The 17949-nt window shown below is 69.1% G+C and carries 12 protein-coding genes and 1 riboswitch; of the genes, 9 read left to right on the top strand and 3 right to left on the bottom strand.

Features of this window, described 5'->3' with window-relative positions; translation table 11 throughout:
- The first annotated feature begins 9 nt into the window (after window positions 1-9).
- Together DM450_RS18825 and DM450_RS18820 are read left to right on the top strand one after the other, a co-directional pair.
- The gene (locus DM450_RS18825) at window positions 10-741 is read left to right on the top strand and encodes a response regulator transcription factor (RefSeq protein ID WP_185928822.1); all 732 of its coding nucleotides are present in this window, start codon (window positions 10-12) and stop codon (window positions 739-741) included.
- Window positions 738-2354: a sensor histidine kinase gene (locus DM450_RS18820; RefSeq protein ID WP_260610552.1), complete on the top strand. Its 1617-nt coding sequence runs from the start codon at window positions 738-740 to the stop codon at window positions 2352-2354. Before DM450_RS18825 ends, DM450_RS18820 begins: the two co-directional genes overlap by 4 nt.
- Here DM450_RS18820 and DM450_RS18815 read toward each other — a convergent pair.
- Window positions 2308-3411 (bottom strand): NAD(P)/FAD-dependent oxidoreductase, encoded by a 1104-nt coding sequence (locus DM450_RS18815; protein WP_142638197.1) that lies wholly within the window; start codon window positions 3409-3411, stop codon window positions 2308-2310. The two genes, DM450_RS18820 and DM450_RS18815, sit on opposite strands and share 47 nt — an antisense overlap.
- A 255-nt stretch (window positions 3412-3666) precedes the next feature.
- Here DM450_RS18815 and DM450_RS18810 point away from each other — a divergent pair, with 255 nt between their 5' ends.
- The 5 genes from DM450_RS18810 (at window position 3667) to pnuC (ending at window position 11430) form a co-directional block, all read left to right on the top strand.
- A complete protein-coding gene (locus DM450_RS18810) occupies window positions 3667-5205 on the top strand; it encodes an MFS transporter (RefSeq protein WP_185928821.1) in 1539 nt (512 codons plus the stop codon).
- Window positions 5206-5334: 129 nt separating this feature from the next.
- Entirely contained in the window at window positions 5335-7167 is a 1833-nt protein-coding gene (locus DM450_RS18805; protein ID WP_142638195.1) for a diguanylate cyclase, read from the top strand.
- 94 nt (window positions 7168-7261) lie between these two features.
- Window positions 7262-7371: riboswitch (TPP riboswitch) on the top strand.
- Window positions 7372-7400: 29 nt separating this feature from the next.
- Window positions 7401-9710, top strand: coding sequence for a TonB-dependent receptor (locus DM450_RS18800; RefSeq protein WP_409529373.1), 2310 nt, complete (start codon window positions 7401-7403; stop codon window positions 9708-9710).
- 53 nt (window positions 9711-9763) lie between these two features.
- Complete coding sequence (locus tag DM450_RS18795; protein ID WP_409529372.1) at window positions 9764-10870, top strand: phosphotransferase enzyme family protein; 1107 nt, start codon at window positions 9764-9766, stop codon at window positions 10868-10870.
- On the top strand, window positions 10870-11430 hold the full coding sequence (gene pnuC / locus DM450_RS18790; RefSeq protein WP_142638191.1) for a nicotinamide riboside transporter PnuC: 561 nt from the start codon (window positions 10870-10872) through the stop codon (window positions 11428-11430). The genes DM450_RS18795 and pnuC overlap by 1 nt, the downstream gene beginning before the upstream one ends.
- Before the next feature lie 214 nt (window positions 11431-11644).
- Here pnuC and DM450_RS18785 read toward each other — a convergent pair whose 3' ends face one another.
- Together DM450_RS18785 and DM450_RS18780 are read right to left on the bottom strand one after the other, a co-directional pair.
- Window positions 11645-13090, bottom strand: a complete 1446-nt coding sequence (locus DM450_RS18785) for an alginate export family protein (protein ID WP_142638189.1) — start codon at window positions 13088-13090, stop codon at window positions 11645-11647.
- Window positions 13091-13214: 124 nt separating this feature from the next.
- On the bottom strand, window positions 13215-14552 hold the full coding sequence (locus tag DM450_RS18780; RefSeq protein WP_142638187.1) for a dicarboxylate/amino acid:cation symporter: 1338 nt from the start codon (window positions 14550-14552) through the stop codon (window positions 13215-13217).
- Window positions 14553-14786: 234 nt separating this feature from the next.
- Here DM450_RS18780 and DM450_RS18775 point away from each other — a divergent pair, with 234 nt between their 5' ends.
- Together DM450_RS18775 and DM450_RS18770 are read left to right on the top strand one after the other, a co-directional pair.
- Complete coding sequence (locus tag DM450_RS18775) at window positions 14787-16595, top strand: ATP-binding protein (RefSeq protein ID WP_260610550.1); 1809 nt, start codon at window positions 14787-14789, stop codon at window positions 16593-16595.
- Window positions 16595-17923, top strand: coding sequence for a sigma-54 dependent transcriptional regulator (locus tag DM450_RS18770; protein WP_142638183.1), 1329 nt, complete (start codon window positions 16595-16597; stop codon window positions 17921-17923). Before DM450_RS18775 ends, DM450_RS18770 begins: the two co-directional genes overlap by 1 nt.
- The last annotated feature ends 26 nt before the right edge of the window (window positions 17924-17949 follow it).

The following is a 17949-nucleotide window of genomic DNA, read 5'->3' as shown; positions in this document are numbered from 1 at the left end:
GAAATGAACATGGCCGCCATGCCCGGCACGATCCTTCTCGTCGACGACGATCCCCATATCCGCCAGTTGCTGGTCTTCGCCTTCGGCAAGGCCGGTCTCCAGACCATCGAGGCGGGCGACGGCGAGGACGCGCTGGCCCAGGTCGCGCGTCACGGCCCCGATCTGGTGATCCTCGACATCAACATGCCGCGCATGGACGGGCTGGAAGTCTGCCGCCGCCTGCGCGCGACCAGTGACGTGCCGATCTTTTTCCTCTCCTCGCGCGATGACGAGATCGACCGGGTGCTGGGCATCGAACTGGGCGGCGACGACTATGTCGTGAAGCCCTTTTCCCCGCGCGAGGTCGTGGCCCGCGCGATGGCGATCCTGCGCCGCACCGGCGCGCGCGGCGCCTCGGCTGCCGCGCCCGCCGAAACCGTCGCGGTCCTGCGCCACGGCCTGCTGAGTCTCGATCCCGAAAGCTGGACCGCGCAGTGGCATGGCCGCGAGGTGAGCCTGACGGTGACCGAATTCACCATCCTGCGCACGCTGCTCGCCGGGCCCACCCGCATCTTCTCGCGCGACCAGATCATCGACCGGCTGCGCGGCCCCGGCTTCGCGCTGACCGACCGCACGATCGACAGCCATGTCCGCAACTTGCGCCGCAAGTTCGCCGAAGCGGGCGGCTGCGACCTGGTGGAGACGCGCGCCGGGATCGGCTACCGGCTCGGCGCCTGCAGCGGAGCGGCCGCGCCGGGATGATGCGCCTCTGGGCCCGCACCAAGGCCGCGGTCGCCCGGCGCTGGCCGATCCTGCGCCTGCGCACGATCCTGCTGGGCACGCTGCTGTTTGTCGCCGCGCTGCCGGGGTTCGGGGCGATCTTCCTGCGCGTCTACGAAAATGCGCTGGTGCGGCGGACCGAGGCGGAGCTGGTCGCCCAAGGCGCCGCGCTCGCCGCCAGCGCCGCCGTGGTGGGCAGCGGGATCGCGCTTCCCGCCCCGCTGCCAGCCGCGCCGCCCGCCGTCCCCGAACGCTACCACGACCGCGTGACCGAGGTGGACTTGCGCTCCTCCCCCATCCTGCCGCCCCGCCCCAGGGCAGCAGCAGGGGCGGTGGCCGATCCCGCCGCCGTGGCGCTGGCCTGGCGGATGATGCCGGCGTTTCAGGAAACCAAGGTGACGACGCTCGCCTCGATCCTGATGCTGGACCGTCAGGGCATCCTGCTCAATGGCCCGCAAGCCGGCGGAAGCCTTGCCACGCTGCCCGAAGTCCATGCCGCGCTGGCCGGCGTGCCGACCACCGTGCTGCGCGAGAACGCCGGTTATCCCGCCCGCCACGCACTCGACTGGCTGAGCCGCGCCGCCAACATCCGCCTGCACCATGCCCGCCCGGTCGTGGTGGAAGGCAAGGTGGTGGGCGTCCTGCTCCTCTCCCGCTCGCCGCGCGCGCTGTTCCTGGGCATCTACGAGGACCGCGGCAAGATCGCGCTGGGCGTGGCGGCGATCTTCGCGATGCTGCTGGTGCTGTCCGCGGTGCTGTCGCGCGCCATCGTGCGACCCATCGAGGGCCTCAGCCGGGCCACCCGCGCGCTTGCCTCGGGCCGCCGCGTCCCCTCCCGCCAGCCGACCCTGCAAGTCGTCGAGATCCGTGCCCTCTACGAGGATTTCGAGCAGATGGCCGACGCCATCGAGAAACGCTCGCGCTACTTGCGCGATTTTGCCGCCTCGCTGAGCCACGAGTTCAAGACCCCGCTGGCGGGCATTTCCGGCGCCATCGAACTGCTGCAGGATCACGGCGCGCAGATGTCGCCTGCGGATAGCGAGCGGTTCCTCGCCAACATGGCCGCCGACGCGCGGCGCCTGTCGCGGCTGGTCGGGCGGCTGATGGAACTGGCCCGCGCCGACGTCCACGTCGGCGCAGCGCAAGCCGCCGCCCAGCCGGGAGAGATCCTGGCCGCGGTTGCCGACGCGCTTTCGGGCGAACATTTTGCCGTCACGCTCGATCTGCCCGAAGCCATGCCCGCGGTGTCCATCGACGGCGACGCGCTGGAAGCGGTGCTGACCACGCTCGCCGAAAATGCCCGGCAAGCCGGAGCCCGCAGCCTCGCCGTGACGCTCGCCAGCGACGGCAACGGCGTGCGGATCGATCTTGTCGACGATGGCCCCGGCATCCCCGAAGCCGACCGCCCCCGCGTGTTCGAGCCGTTCTTCACCAGCAAGCGCGAACAGGGCGGCACCGGGCTCGGCCTGCCGATCGCCCGCTCGCTGCTCGGGGCCTATGGCGGCGACCTTGCGCTGCTGCCCGCCGCCACCGGCGCGCATTTCCGGATCAGCTGCCCCGCCGCCCCGCCATCGCCGCCACCCGCTCCGCGATAGCGAGCGACGAGGTCAGGCCGGGAGAATCGATCCCGAACAGGTTGATGAGCCCCGGCAGGCCGTGGTCCGCCTCGCCCTGCAGCATGAAATCGGCCGCCGGCATGCCCGGCCCCGACAGCTTCGGGCGAACCCCGGCATAGGCGGGCTGGAGGCGCTCTTCCTCGACCTCGGGCCAGATCCGCCGCGCGGCGGCGAGAAATTCCCCCTTGAGCGCGGGATCGACGGTATAGTCGATGGCATCGACCCAATGGATGTCCGGCCCGAACCGCGCCTGCCCGTCGAGATCGAGGGTAAAATGGGTGCCCAGGCTCGCCGGGCCGGGCACCGGATAGATCAGGTGCGAGAACGGCACTTTGCCGGAATAGGAAAAATAGCAGCCCTTGCCATGGAACAGCGGCGGCACCAGCCCCGGCTCCAGCGCCTCGATGGTCCGCGCCAGCGCCTGCGCCCCCAGCCCAGCGGCATTGACGAGGATCGGCGCCGCCAGCCGCGTATCGCCGACCTGCACGCACCAGAGCGATCCGGCCCGGACGATGGCATCCACCCCGGTCTCGCAGACCAGCATCGCCCCATGCGCCTCCGCCTCCCCCAGCAGCGCCAGCATCAGTCCGTGCTGGTCGACGATGCCGCTCGACGGCGAATGGACCGCCCCCGCGCAGGCCAGCGCCGGTTCGATCATGCGCGCCTGCTGCGCGGTGAGGCGCACGAGGTCCTCCACCCCGGCACGGGCGCCGCGCGCCATCACCGTGTCCAGCGCCGCCAGTTCGGCCTCGTCGCCGGCGATGATGAGCTTTCCGCAACGCCGGTGAGGCACTCCGCGTTTTTCGCAAAAGTCATAGAGCCGGTGTCGCCCCTCGACGCAGAGCCGCGCCTTCAGCGATCCGTCGGGATAATAGAGCCCGGCGTGGATCACCCCGCTGTTGCGGCTGGACGTGACCATGCCGAACTGCTTCTCGCGTTCGAGCACGATCACCTCGTGGCCGCCCAGTGCCAGCGCCCGCGCCGCCGCGAGCCCGACCACGCCTGCCCCCACCACGATCGCGCCGACTTCGTCCATGCCCCTACCCTAACGCCTTGCCCGCCGCCGTGAAGGCATTTTCCCGCAAATCCGGACACGCGCAGGCAGTTGCGCCGCGCGCAAACAGGGGCGGTTTTGCCGCCGGTTGGCCGCTCGGGCGGCCACGACAGTTCGCATAAATGAAATCGCACTTGCGCAGTTCGATCGGGCGAGCGGGGGCCGGGCGTCCTATATGACACGTCGAATCATGTTGATGCCAGCCCCCCTCTCCCGCCCCCGCAGACCGGACACCCCGTGCTGAGGCCCCGCCGCCGCGGGATCGCCTCGGTCAACGCCGAAGTGCGCGACGGCATCGTCCCGGCGGCGGGCAGGATCGCGATGACGCCCGATCGCAGCGCGCAGGCGCCCGGCGCCAATTACCGGCTGGTCGCTCTCATCATCGCCTCCGCCCTGTTCATGGAATTCGTCGACGCCACGGTGCTCGCCACCGCGCTGCCGACGATGGCCCGCGATTTCAGCGTCCGCCCGCAGGACATGAGCGTGGCGCTGACGTCCTACCTGCTGGCGCTGGCGATCTTCATCCCCGCCTCGGGCGTGCTGGCGGACCGCTTCGGATCGCGCACCGTGTTCCGCACCGCGATCGTGCTGTTCATGCTCGGCAGCCTGGCCTGCGGGCAATCGCCGACGCTGGAGATGATCGTGCTCTCGCGCTTCGTGCAGGGCATTGGCGGGGCCATGATGATCCCGGTCGGCCGTCTGGTGCTGCTGCGCACGGTGGCCAAGCAGGACATGGTGAACGCGATGTCCTGGCTGCTGGTGCCCGCACTGATCGGCCCGATCGTCGGACCGCCGCTCGGCGGCTTCATCGTCACCTATCTCGACTGGCGCTGGATCTTCTACATCAACCTGCCGATGGGCATGCTGGGCCTGTGGCTGACCGGCCGCTTCATCGCCAACGTGCGCGAAGAGCGTCCCAACCCCTTCGATGTCACCGGCTTCATCCTGAGCGGCATCGCGCTCGGCTGCCTGCTGTTCGGCTTCGAGATGGTCAGCCGTCCCGGCGAGGCCGTGCTGGCAGGCACGCTGATCGCCGTCGGGCTGCTTGCCGGCATCGCCTATGTCGCCCATGCCCGCCGCCGCGAAGGCGCGATCCTCGACCTGGCACTGCTGCGCGACGACACCTTCCGCCTTTCGGTGATCGCCGGATCGGTGACGCGCATCACCCAGGGCGCGCAGCCCTTCCTGCTGCCGCTGATGATGCAGGTGGGCTTCGGCTTTTCCGCCGCGCGCAGCGGCACGATCACGGTCGCCACGGCGGTCGGATCGCTGGCGATGAAGAGCTTTGCCCCGCGCATCCTGCGCCGCTTCGGCTTCCGCCGCTCGCTGATCGTCAACGGGGTGATCGCCACGGCAGGCTACGCGATCTGCGGCCTGTTCAATCCGGCCTGGCCGACCTGGGCGATGTTTGCGGTGCTGGTGGTGGCGGGCTTCTTCATGTCGTTCCAGTTCACCGCTTACAACACGATCGCCTACGACGGCATCGACAAGCAGCAGATGAGCAATGCCACCGCGTTCTACGCGACCTTCCAGCAGCTGATGCTCTCGCTGGGCATCTGCGTGGCCGCGGTCGCCTTGCACCTCGCCATGCTGGCGCGCGGTCATGCCTTGCCGACGCTGGGCGATTTTTCGGCCGCGTTCTGGGTGGTGACCGCCATCTCGCTCTCGGCAACGATCTGGAACCTGCGCTTTGCGCCCGAGGCAGGCGCGGAGATCAGCGGCCATTCGGACGACACCGCAGCGCAAGGCGCCAGGCCTTCCCCGCAGGAAGGCTGAGAGACCGTTCGGAAATTCGCCAAAAGCGCATTTCGCGGCACCAGCCCCTGAACGCTTGCCAACTCGGCGCCGATGAAAGAACAGTCGGGCGCTTCCGTCTTTAGCGATAAACCTGAAGGGGCCGATCGCATGCGTATCGCGACCATCACCAACTGGGCCTACGGCGCCACTGTCTGCCTGACCATCGCCGCGGGCGTCGCCATGGTCATGGCCTCCAGTGCCGACAGCGCCGAACATGGTGCCATCGTGCAGCGCGACCTGTTCGACCAGCTCACCGCCGAGGTCGAGACCGACCTTTCGGAGCTGACCGATCAGGCCCGCCTCTTCGCGGTATCCGGCGATCCCAGCCACGCCATCGCCTATAATCGCCTGCGCACCGAACTCGGCCCGGTCGAGCAGCGCATGGCCAAGCTGCGCGACAATGGCGCGAGCGAGGAGGAACTGCGCTCGCTGGAACAGGCGCTGCGGCAGGCGCGTACGCTGGAAGACGAACAGCAGGCCGCCATCGCCGCCATGCGCAAGGGGGACGATGCCGTGGCCCGCAAGATCGTGTTTGGCCCCGAATACGAACGCGAACTGGAACGCACCCACTTCCTGCTCGGCCGCTTCCGCTACATGCTCGACGAGCGTTCCGACGATGCCGTGGAAGAAGCCGCCACCGCCTCGCAGCGCCTGCGCACGATCTCCGAGGTCATGGTGGCGTTTACCGCCGTGCTGTTCCTCTTCGTGCTGGGCTTCATCCTCAAGCGCCGCATCCTGAAACCGGTGGTCACGCTGAGCGACGTGGTGAACCGGCTGGCCGACCAGGACTACGAAGTGGAGCCCCCCGCGATCTCGCAAGTCGACGAGATCGGCGACATGGCCCAGGCAGTGCGCATCTTCCGCGAGAACGGCCTCGAACGCCAGCGCCTGCAGAAGGAGCGCGATGCCGACTGGGCGGTGCGCGACCTGCTCGCCCGGATGACCCAGCGCCTGCAGGGCTGCGAATCGGTGGATGACCTCTACCGGGTGGTGCAGCTCTTCGCGCCGAAGATCGCGCCCGACCTCGCCGGCCGCCTGTTCATCCTCGACGAGCGGCACGCGCGCATGGCCTGCGCCGCGCAGTGGCTGACGCCCCACGGCAGCAACCTCGCCTTCAGCCCGGACGACTGCTGGGCGCTGCGGCGCGGGCAGATCCACAGCCCGGGCCACAACCTCACCGACGTGCCCTGCCGCCACGTCGCGCTCGAGGCGGTGCAGGCGACGATGTGCGTGCCGCTCACCGCGCAGGGCGAGACGATCGGCCTGCTGGTGCTCGAAAACCTCTCGGCAGCAGGCGAGCCGGCGCCGTCGACCACCACCTACATCGAACTGATGTCCGAGACGGTGGGCCTCGCGCTCGCCAATCTCAACTTGCGCGAGGCCTTGCGCGACAAGGCGCTGCACGATCCCCTTACCGGCCTGCGCAACCGCCACGAGCTGGACGCCACGCTGCGCAGGCTGGTGATCGCCGCCGATGAGACGGATGCCCCGCTCGCCTGCCTGATGATGGACATCGACCACTTCAAGCAGCTGAACGACCGCTACGGCCATGATGTCGGCGACCTCGCCTTGCGGGCGGTTGCAGGCGCCTTCGCCGGCGTGGTGCGCAGCGACGAACTGGTGTTCCGCTACGGCGGCGAGGAATTCCTGATGCTGATGCCTGATTTCGACGAGAAACGGGGGCTTGAGCGCACCGCCCTCATCCGCGAGCGGATCGCCGAACTGGACCTCCTGCACGAAGGCCAGCCGATCGGTCCGATCACCGTGTCGATGGGCCTTGCCGTCTATCCCCGTCATGGCACCGCACACACCCTGATCGCGGCGGCGGACGCTGCCCTGCTGCGGGCCAAGGAAACCGGACGCGACCGCGTGGTCGTTGCCACCGACCGCCCCGCCCCCAACCACGTCCCCCGCCACGGCGACAATGCCCCCGGGGCCTGACGCGCCCTTGCCCCCGCTCGCGCGATCACTTGGGCGGCGGCCTGCCATGAAATGCAATAAAGGGTTTCCACCGCCCCCGCGAACGACTAGAGGCGCGCCATCCCCGGGGGGCCGCTCATGCGCGACTGAGAGGTGGTCAGCAGACCACGACCCGCTGAACCTGATCCGGCTGACACCGGCGTAGGGAGGGCTGGCGGCTGATCCGTTGTCCCTCCGATTGGAGTGGACACGAAGTGAAGACCGGCAATTTCCGTACGATTTCCCGCCTGGCCCTCGGGCTCCCTGCCCTGCTCGCGGCCGTTCCGGCGCTGGCCGACGAAGCCGGTTCCGCAGACGGCGCCGACGGCAAGGCAGACATCAGGGTCATCGGCCACCCCGATCCCGAAGGCCTGCTGCCCGACCAGACCGCCCCCAAGGCGATCAGCGCGATCTCGTCCGACTTCATCGTCAAGCAGGCGCCGACGCTCAACGCCTTCCAGCTGGTCAACCTGCTGCCCGGCGCCAATGTCTCGTCGAGCGATCCCTACGGGCTTTCGACCAGTTCCAGCCTGACCATGCGCGGGCTTGGCCAGGACCAGATCGGCGTGCTGATGGAAGGCGCGCCGCAGAACGACATCGGCTATTTCTACGCCTATCCCTCGCAGTTCGCCGATGCCGAGAACGTGCGGCAGATCGCGCTGGCGCAAGGCGCCGCCTCGATTGACGCCCCGGTGGTGGCGGCCGCAGGCGGCCTGCTGTCGCTGACGCTCGACGATCCCAAGGCGGAGATGGGCGGCCTCGTCAACCTCTCGCTCGGCTCCTACGATGCGCGCCGCGCCTTCGTGCGCTTCGACACCGGCACGCTCGGCGCCAGCGGGATCAAGGCCTTCATCTCCTATTCGAACAACCGCGCGGACAACTGGCGCGGCGCCGGTTTCGACAAGCGCCAGCACGTCGACGCCAAGCTCCTGCGCGAATGGGGCGAGGGCAACCGCGCCGCCATCGCCTTCTCGTACAACGACGCCAAGACCTCGACGTATGCCAGCCCCTCGCTGGCCGACTGGAAAGCCTATGGCCGCGGCTACAACTACGACAAGCAGTACAGCGAGGGCAGCACCACCTACTGGCGCCTCTACCGCGCGCCGTTCCGCAACTTCTACGTCTCCGCGCCGATCCACCTGAACCTCGGCGACCGGCTGGCCTTCGACACCACCGCCTACCTCCAGTTCGGCCACGGCAACGCCCCTTACGGCACCCAGCTGACGACCACCGGCAACTACCTCGGCACCGAGGAACTGACCCAGCCGATCACGCTGCCCGGCGCGGTGGACGGGACGGCGACGGTGCTCGGCAACTGGACCGGCAAGCAGCGGCGCGTCGGCGACGTCAGCAAGCTGACCGTCACCGCCGGCGCCCACACGCTCACCGCCGGGCTCTGGTTCGACTACGGCACCGACCGCGTGACCCAGTCCTACACCTCGATCGACGCCAGCGGCCATCCGCTCGACCAGTGGGGCTACCAGAGCAAGGCGATCCGCACCGCCGACGGCCGCCTGCTGGCCTATGAGAATGCCCGCACGGAAACCGTCACCAAGGGCTTCTTTGTCGCCGACAGCATCGCCGTGACCCCGCGCCTCGGCGTCGAGCTGGGCTTCAAGGGGGTCGACGTGCTGCGCAATGGCCGCAACTACCTGCCCGGCCCGCAGGACAAGGTCCGCCGCGACAGTTTCGCCGCGCTGCCCCGCGCCGCCGTGCACTACACGCTGGACGAGCGGCAGCAGCTCTTCGCCAACGTCACCACCAATTTCCGCACGCCCAACGAGTTCGCGCTCTACAACAGCTACTACGCGGGCGAGCTGGTCAGCCAGGGCACGAGCGGCCTCAAGAACGAATATTCGGTCTCCGAGGAACTGGGCTATCGCTACATCGGCCCCAGCCTGTCGTTCTCGCTGACCGCCTTCCACTACCACTTCCGCAACCGGCAGGTGGCAACCGTGGTGAACAGCGGCGGCGCGCTGGTCAATTCGACGATCAACGGCGGCAGCCAGACCTCCTACGGCCTCGACGGCGAGATCGACTATCGCCCGGCCAGGGGCGTCAGCGTCTACCTCTCGGGCGAATACCTGCACACCCGCCAGGACGACGATCTTGCCGTGGGCGGCGACTATCTGCCGACCAGGGGCAAGCGTGCCGTCGCCAGCCCGCAGTTCCAGTTCGCCATGGGCACGACGTATGACGACGGCCGCCTGTTCGGCAGCACCGCGCTCAAGTACGTCGGCCGCCAGTACGCCACCTTCATGAACGACGAGAGCATCAAGGGCTACGCCACGCTCGACCTTTCGATCGGCGTGCATCTCGCCGGCCTCATCGATGCGCAGCGCATGGACCTGCGGCTCAACGCGATCAACGTGACCAACCCGCACGTGCTGTCCGGCGTGCAGGCGATCACCGCCAATGCGCTGGATACGACGGCGCGCGGCGGCACGCTGATCTCCGGCTCGGCGCCGACCTACTACGTCGGCAGCGGCCGCGCCTTCGTGGCGACGCTCTCGCGCGCCTTCTGACCATGAGCAGCGCGGCACCTCGTCCGGCCGATGGCCCTCATCGGGTGCACGGGATGGGCACGGCCTGGGAGGCGCCGACCTGGCCTGCGATCACGGCCGGGGAGGCCGCCGCGATCCTCGATGCTTTCCCGGATGCGGGGACCTTCGCCGGACTGCGCTGGCATTCGCCGCGCCCGTTCTCGGCTGCGGTGCTGGCGCAAACCGACCGCGGTGAATTTTTCCTGAAGCGCCATCACCGGCGGCTGCGCACGCGGCAAGCCCTCGCGGAAGAACATGCCTTCATGGCGCACCTGCGCGGTGCGGGCCTCGGCGTGCCGGACGTCATGCCCGCGCGGGACGGCTCCGGCGCGGTGACGCGGGGCGAATGGAGCTACGAACTGCACCGGCGCTCGGAAGGGGACGATCTCTACCGCGACCGGCAGTCGTGGACACCGTTCCTCTGCGCCGGTCATGCCCGCGAGGCCGGCGCCGCGCTGGCAAGGCTGCACCTGGCGGCACGCGGCTTCGCGGCCCCCGAGCGCGGCGGGCACCCGCTGGTCGCCAGCTTCACCATCCTGCCCGCCCGCGATCCGCTGCTGGCGGCCGAGGCCTATGTCCGCGCCCGTCCGGCGCTGGGCGCCTATCTGGCCGACAGGCCGTGGCAGGCCGAACTGGCGCGGCTGTTCGCGGCGCTGGGCAGCGGCCTTGCCGACCGGCTCGAACACGAGCCGCTGCTGTGGACACACAACGACTGGCATCCCTCCAACCTGCTGTGGTCACAGCAGGGCATGGTGAGCACGGTGTTCGATTTCGGACTGGCCACGCAGACCTGTGCGCTGCACGACCTTGCCACCGCGATCGAGCGTACCGCCATCCCCTGGCTCGACATTGCCGAAGGCCGCGACAGTCCCGCCGATGTGCGCGCCGCGCTGGCGCTGCTGTCGGGTTATCGTGCGGTGCTGCCGCTCAGCCAGGGCCAGCTCGTCACTCTCCTGCGCCTGCTGCCGCTGGTGCACATCGAATTCGCGCTTTCCGAAGTGGACTATTTTGCGGGCATCCTCGGCGATCACGCGCAGGCCGATCTTGCCTGGCAAGGCTACCTGATCGATCATGCCGACTGGTTCCTCTCTGCCGCCGGACAGGCCTTCCTCGGCGCACTTGAGCAGGGGCACCTCGCCTGATGTCGGCTCTCGAGATCATCGCCGTCATCGTCAGCTTCCTCGGCATCTGGATGACCGCGCGGCGCTGGCTGCTGTGCTGGCCGGTGAGCCTCCTGGCCTGCGCGCTCTACTTCAAGCTGTTCCTCGACGTGCGGCTCTATGCCGACATGGTGCTGCAGGCGCTGTTCGGCCTCGCCATCCTCTACGGCTGGTTCGTCTGGGCACGGGGCAAGCAGGATAGCGGCGAAGTGGTGGTCAGGCCGCTCGCGCTGTCGCGGGCGGCGGCGGGGCTGGCCCTCGGCGCCCTCGGCGGCCTCGCCATCGGCTGGATCACCAGCCGCTTCACCGACGCGGCCTTGCCGTGGATGGACGCGATGCTGAGCAGCTTCAGCCTTGTCGCCCAGTACTGGACCGCCCGCCGCCATGCCGCCAGCTGGCTGCTGTGGATCGCGGTGGACGTGCTCTACGTCGGCATGTTCGTGTTCAAGGGCCTGTGGCTGACGGCGGGCCTCTATGCGGCGATGATCGGGCTCGCGGTGATCGGCTACCGGGCCTGGCAGCGCGCGCGGACACGCACCTGACCGCCCCGCTCCCACCCATGGCGAAGCGCCGGCGGCCGTTCAGGCGGCAATCGTCGCCCGTTTGAACGCGCTGCGCTTGGGCGCCATGGCAAGGGTGGCGCGCACGTCCGGCCCCGCCTGCCCCGGATCCTCGAAGGCATCAGAAACGCAAGCCCCAGAAACGCAAGCCCCAGAAACGCAAGCCCCAGAAACGCAAGCCCCAGAAACGCAAGCCCTAGAAGCGCAAGCTGAGCCAGCCCGCGAGGAAATCGGAACTGCGGTAGCCTGCCGAAGTCAGTGCGGGACCGGCCTGGAGGTGCTCGTAGCGGCCGGTAAAGGTCACGCGCGGCGAGATCGTCCAGACCGCCTGCAGGCGCGCCAGTTCGGCGATCTTGCGGGCGCGCCCGTTCTGGGTACCGGCAAAGGCCTGGCCGTTGGCGCGGTAGACCGCGTCGGTCACGCTGTCGCGCCAGGCGAAGCGGTACTCCGCGCTGACTTTCACCGACTGCAGCGGCGCGAAGCTGAACGTGGGCGCCAGCGAGCGCAAGTTCGTGGGTGTCAGATAGAGCTGGTAGCTGAAGTAGACGTTGTTGCCGAACGGCGAGTAGGCATCCCGCAGCTTGCCATCGCCGTAACCGCCGCCGCCGCTGGCGTAGTCGGCGCTCACGCCGATGCGCGGCGCCGCCTTGCCGGCCCCCAGCCGCAGTGACTGGGCCAGCAGCACCTGCCAGGCATCGATCCGCTGCTCCATGAATTCGCCCCACTGGTGGTTGACGGTCCAGTCGAGATTGACCGGCCCGGCATCGCCGTAGACGTGGACACCGCCGTAATAGCGGGTCGCCGGGCCGACCCGCCCGCCCCAGGCGCCAACCCCGTTTTGCCGCCGCCAGAGGAAAGGATCGACGAACAGCTTCGAACCGCCCAGAAACGTCGGCGGCACCGCGAAGCCCAGCGTCACCCCGGAAAACCGGCGCTCGGGATCGCTCTTGTCATCGCGCAGGCCATCCTCGCCATAGGCCGTGGGGCGCAAGTCGAACACGTCCGCGCGCACGGCCTTGCCGCGCACCCAGGCACGCACGCCGTTCAGGGTGTAATGCATGGTGTTGTTGTCGCGCTGCGAGGTCAGCAGGTTGGGGCCGTCCACGAACTCCTGGCGGCCATAACGCAGGCCGAGCTCCAGCCCGCCGACCTCTTCGCTGACTTGCGCAAAGTACTGCTGCGCGGCAAGACCGTTGCGAAAGTTGCTGGAAGGCTTGCCGAGGTTCTCGCCGCCGAGGCCGCCACGCGCCAGTTCGCCGTAGAAACGCACGTGCGGGCCCACGTGCAGGTCGGCGCCGGCAACCACGCGGGAGATGTCCTGGCGCTGCGCCTCACCCTCGCGCAAGTTGGGATTGGTGGTCTGGTTCATCCGCAGGCGCAGTTCGCCGGAGAGCGTCAGGTAGACGCTGTCATCGCCGGTCAGCGGCAGGAACTTGAGACGGTCGAGCGGATCGTCGCGCCTCGCCTTGCTGGCCATGACCCGCCAGTCCTCGGCCCAGCGCGAGATGCTGTAGCCGTTGGTCACGGCGCCGTCGCCGTTGGCGGAAACCGGGTAGGCGGGGGCTTTCGCCTCTTCGGCATGCGCCGTGACGGAGGCGCAGCAAAGGGTTGCGGCAAGCAGCCGCGCAGACAGAATGGTCATGTTCGGGGGGATCCTGTGCGGGGCTTTTGCCCCGTCTTGGTTCAGGCGGAAATCAGGCCGGCCTCGGCGCCGGCTTCAGGTCGGGCGCGCCGCTTGCTCTCCCGCGAGCGGCGCGTGCAAGCGGTCAGACGAGGGCGCGGTTCTCGGCGGCGACGGGCTCGGCGGCAGCGGGGTCGCGCTGGGCAAGCACGGCCCTGAAGCGCGCGGTATCGAGCTTGCCTTCCCAGCGCGAGACCACCACGGTTGCCACCGCATTGCCGATGAAGTTCGTCAGGCTGCGGCACTCCGACATGAACCGGTCGACCCCCAGGATCAGCGCCATGCCCGCCACCGGCACCGCGGGCACGATGGAGAGCGTGGCCGCCAGCGTGATGAAACCGGCGCCGGTCACGCCCGCCGCGCCCTTGGACGAGAGCATCGCAACGCCCAGCAGCAGCACCTGCTGGCCCAGCGTCAGTTCCACGTTGCAGGCCTGGGCGATGAACAGCGCCGCCAGCGTCATGTAGATGTTGGTGCCGTCAAGATTGAAGCTGTAGCCGGTCGGCACGACCAGGCCGACGATGCTCTTGGGGCAGCCCGCGCGCTCCATCTTCTCCATCAGCGAGGGCAGCGCGCTTTCCGAGGACGAGGTGCCCAGCACCAGCAGCAATTCGGCCTTGAGATAGGAAATCAGCGCAAAGATCGAGAACCCGGCAAGCCGCGCCACCACGCCCAGCACCACCACCACGAACAGCGCGGACGTGACGTAGAAGGTCGCCACCAGCCCGGCGAGGTTGGCAAGGCTGCCCACCCCGTACTTGCCGATGGTGAAGGCCATCGCGCCGAACGCACCGACCGGCGCCGCCTTCATGACGATCGACACCAGCTTGAAGAACACCATCGAGACGGTTTCCAGCAGCGAGAGCGCGGGCGCGCCGCGGTCCCCCAGCATGGCCAGCGAAATGCCGAAGAGGATGGCGATCACCAGGACCTGAAGGATATTGCCCTCGGTCATGGACGAGAGGAACGTGTCCGGGATCATGCCCGTCAGGAACCCGGTGATCGTCGTTTCGTGTGCCTTCTCGGAGAAGAGTGCGACCTTCGAGGCATCGAGCGTGGCAGGATCGATGTTCAGGCCGTGACCGGGGCGAACCACGTTCGCCACGACCAGCCCGACGATCAGCGCCAGGGTCGAGAAAAAGAAGAAATAGGCAAATGCCTTGCCTGCCACCCGGCCGACCGCGCGCAGATCGCGCATCGAGGCGATGCCGGTGACGATGGTCAGGAAGATGACCGGGGCGATCACCATCTTGACCAGCTTGATGAACGCATCCCCCAGCGGCTTCAGCGCCTCGCCCGTGGCGGGCGCGAAGTGGCCGATGGTGACACCCGCCGCGATGGCGATGAGCACCTGCACGTAGAGATGAGCATACCAGCGGCGGGGCGCGGCGGACTCGTGCGTATCGGGCAATGGGGTGTGCATGGCAGGCCTTTCTTCCTCTCTCTGCACGCGCAAGACTTATGCTTATCGCGGGCTGGGCCAAGGCTGTTCGATTCCACGCTGCGGCCAAAGACATTTTTGCAATCCATTTAAACCGCCGGATTCCGGGCACTTCGCGGCGGAGCCGGCGATGGCGATGGGCGGAAATCGGCACATTGCACTGCAGCGATGTGCAACAATTTGCACATCGCTGCCACTGCGGCTACCGTCCGGGGGGTGAATCGCCGCCATGGTCTCTACTGGCTTGTCGCCGCACTCGCCGCCGCCCTTGTTGCGGGCAGCGTGGCGGGCGAAGTGGTGCGCCGCCGCTCCGCGGCCGCCTTCGCGGCCTCGGTCGCCGCCGACGCGCGCCTGCGACAGGCCCTACTCGACAGCGAGATCGCCCGCTTCCGCCTGCTGCCGCAAGCGCTGGCCGACGACCGCGACGTGATCGCCGCCGCGCGGGCCCAGCCAGGCGCGGTCAAGCGGCTCAACGCCAAGTTCGAGACCTTTGCCAACCGCATCGGCGCCTCGGCCATCTACCTCATCGGGCCGGACGGTTTTTCGGTGGCCGCCAGCAACTGGAACCGCCGCGAGAGCTTCAGCGGGCGCGACTATCGCTTCCGGCGCTACTACCGCGACGCGATGCGCAGCGGCGGCGGCGCGCAGTTCGCGCTGGGCACGGTCAGCCATCACCCCGGGCTCTACCTGGCCCGCAAGGTGGCCGGCAGCAGCGTGCTTGTCATCAAGCTGGATTTCGACCGGATCGAGGCGCAGTGGCGCACCGCCGGCGGCGAGACCTTCGTGACCAATGCCGACGGCGTGATCCTCGTCACCAGCCGCGATGCCTGGCGCTTCGCGATGACCGCGCCGATCGGCACCGCGGCGCAGCAGGCCGTGGCCGCCGACATCGGCGCGCCGGGGCTGAAGCCCACGCCCTACACGATCGACCGCGAGGGGCTGGTCCGCATGGGCGAGCGCGCCGGCGCCCTGCAACTGGCCAGCAGCCCGCCCAGCCGCGACGGCTGGCGGGTCAACCTCGCCCTGCCGATCCGCGTCGCGGTGACGACGCCGATGCGCAGCGCCCAGATCATGGCCGCGCTGCTGGCGCTGCTGGCCGTCGGCGCGGTCTGGTGGCTGGCGCAGCGCAACCGCCGCCGCCGCGAACGCACTGCCCTGCTCGAAGCCGCGGTGACCGAGCGGACCGCCGAACTGCGCCGCGAGATGGAGGAGCGCGCCGCGCTCGAACACCGCGCCGCGCTCCTGCGCGAGGAACTGCGTCTCGCCAACCGCCTCGCCACGCTGGGCCAGGTGACGGCAAGCGTCGCGCATGAAACCGCCCAGCCGGTGACCGCCATTCGCAACTATGCGGCTTCGGCGGGCCACCTGCTCGACCAGGGTGCCAGCGACGAGGTGCGCGAGAACCTCTCGGCGATCGACCGGCTTGCCGAGCGGATCGGCGTGATTACCGCGCAGCTTCGCGGGTTCGCGCGAAAGGGCATTGCCGGAGAGGGTAGCGGCGCAGGAGGCGGGGCAGGATCGGTGCTGCTGGCAGATGGGCTCGACGGTGCCCGCCTGCTGCTCAAGGAACGGCTGGCCGCCGTGCGCTACGAGACACCGGACATTCCCCCCGGCCTCGTTGTCCGGGGGGACAAGGTGCGGATCGAACAGATCCTCGTGAACCTGCTGCAGAACGCCACCGAGGCGCTGGCCGGACACCCCGATCCGCGCATCAGGATCACGCTGGCGCTCGAGGAGAACGAGGACGGCAAGGCGCAGGCCCTGCGCCTCGTCATTGCCGACAATGGCCCCGGCATCGCCCCCGAGATCGCCGCCCGCCTGTTCACTCCCTTTGCCACCAGCCGCGCCGAAGGGCTGGGGCTGGGCCTGGGCCTCGTCATCGCCCAGGACATCGCCCAGGAGTTCGGCGGCTCCCTGCGCCTGCTCCCCGATGAAGCCGTACGGAACGCGATTCCGGGCGCGATGCCGGACACGATGCCGGGAATCGGCGGCGCCACGTTCGAACTGCGTCTGAGACTTGCCTGATGACCGACAGCCCCCTTCCCGCCAGCCCTTCCGAAAACCGCGATGCCCCCCGCGTCGCGCTGGTCGAGGACGATGCCGACCTCGCCCGCGCCACCGCGCAATTGCTGCGGCTGGCGGGTTTCGCGGTGGAGACCTTTGCCGCCGCCGCCCCGGCGCTCGCCGCCATCACCGCCGACTGGCCGGGCGTGGTGGTCACCGACGTGCGCATGCCGCTCATCTCCGGCATCGACCTGTTTCGCCAGCTCCATGACCGCGATCCCGAACTGCCGGTGATCCTCGTGACCGGGCACGGTGACATCGCGATGGCGGTGCAGCTGCTCAAGGGAGGGGCCTGGGACTTCCTGACCAAGCCCTTCGCCCCGGACGCCCTGATCGCGGCCGTTCGGCGCGCCGCCACCGCGCGCGGTCTCACGCTGGAAAACCGCCACCTGCGCAGCCTTGCCGAAGCCGACGACGCGCCGCTGTTCCTCGGTGAAAATCCCGCGATCCGCCGCCTGCGCGAGATGATCCCGGTGCTCGCCAATGCCGATATCGACCTGTTCATCGAAGGCGAGACCGGCACCGGCAAGGACCTGCTGGCGCGCCTGATCCACCGCGCGGGCAAGCGCGCGCGCCACCGTTTCCTGCCGATCGCCTGCGCCGCGATGCCGCAGGCGCTGGCCGATCCGCTGTTCACCGCCAGCGGCCATGCCGAACCCGGCCTGGCCGCCGCGCATCGCGGCACGCTCTATCTCGACGACGTCGACCGCGCCCCGTCCCATCTGCAGGAACGGCTGCTGCCCTTTGCCGAACAGCGCGTGCTGCGCCGCCGCGACGAGGCCGTGCCAGTGGACATACGTGTCATCTCGACCAGCCAGAACGCCGCGGAAGGGCCGCCGCCGGCGCTGCTGGCGCCGCTGTTCTACCGGCTCGCCGCGATGCGCCTCAGCATCCCCCCGCTGCGCGAGCGGCGGGAGGACATTCCAGCCCTGTTCGCCCGTTTCGCGGGCGATGCCGCCCGGCGGCTCGGCCGCGACCTGCCGGTGATCACCGCGCCGCTGCGCACCATGCTCGAACGGCACGACTGGCCCGGAAACGTGCGCGAGCTCGGCAATTTCGCCGAACAGTTCGTGCTGGGACTGGGCGATCCCGCCCCTGCCCCCGGTGCGGCGAAGGGGCTGACCGAACGGGTCGATGCCTTCGAGCGGGACGAGATCATCGCCGCCGTGCAGGCGGCGGGCGGCGAGATCGGTGCGGCCATCCGCGCACTCGATCTGCCGCGCAAGACCTTCTACTACAAGGTCAACAAGCACGGCATCGACCTGACCGCGCTCCGCCGCAAGGACTGACCGGGCCGCAGGGGCTGACCGGGCCG

The organism is Sphingomonas sp. IC081 (assembly GCF_006874585.1).
GTDB lineage: Bacteria > Pseudomonadota > Alphaproteobacteria > Sphingomonadales > Sphingomonadaceae > Novosphingobium.
This window is presented reverse-complemented; position numbering and strand designations above follow the sequence as displayed.

Bases quoted from the DNA above. Each gene is read 5' to 3' on its own strand.
- DM450_RS18770 (WP_142638183.1), top strand. From the start codon at position 16,595: ATGACCGACAGCCCCCTTCCCGCCAGCCCTTCCGAAAACCGCGATGCC.
- DM450_RS18785 (WP_142638189.1), bottom strand. From the start codon at position 13,090: ATGACCATTCTGTCTGCGCGGCTGCTTGCCGCAACCCTTTGCTGCGCC.
- DM450_RS18805 (WP_142638195.1), top strand. From the start codon at position 5,335: ATGCGTATCGCGACCATCACCAACTGGGCCTACGGCGCCACTGTCTGC.
- DM450_RS18825 (WP_185928822.1), top strand. From the start codon at position 10: ATGGCCGCCATGCCCGGCACGATCCTTCTCGTCGACGACGATCCCCAT.
- DM450_RS18795 (WP_409529372.1), top strand. From the start codon at position 9,764: ATGGGCACGGCCTGGGAGGCGCCGACCTGGCCTGCGATCACGGCCGGG.
- DM450_RS18815 (WP_142638197.1), bottom strand. From the start codon at position 3,411: ATGGACGAAGTCGGCGCGATCGTGGTGGGGGCAGGCGTGGTCGGGCTC.
- DM450_RS18780 (WP_142638187.1), bottom strand. From the start codon at position 14,552: ATGCACACCCCATTGCCCGATACGCACGAGTCCGCCGCGCCCCGCCGC.
- DM450_RS18820 (WP_260610552.1), top strand. From the start codon at position 738: ATGATGCGCCTCTGGGCCCGCACCAAGGCCGCGGTCGCCCGGCGCTGG.
- pnuC (WP_142638191.1), top strand. From the start codon at position 10,870: ATGTCGGCTCTCGAGATCATCGCCGTCATCGTCAGCTTCCTCGGCATC.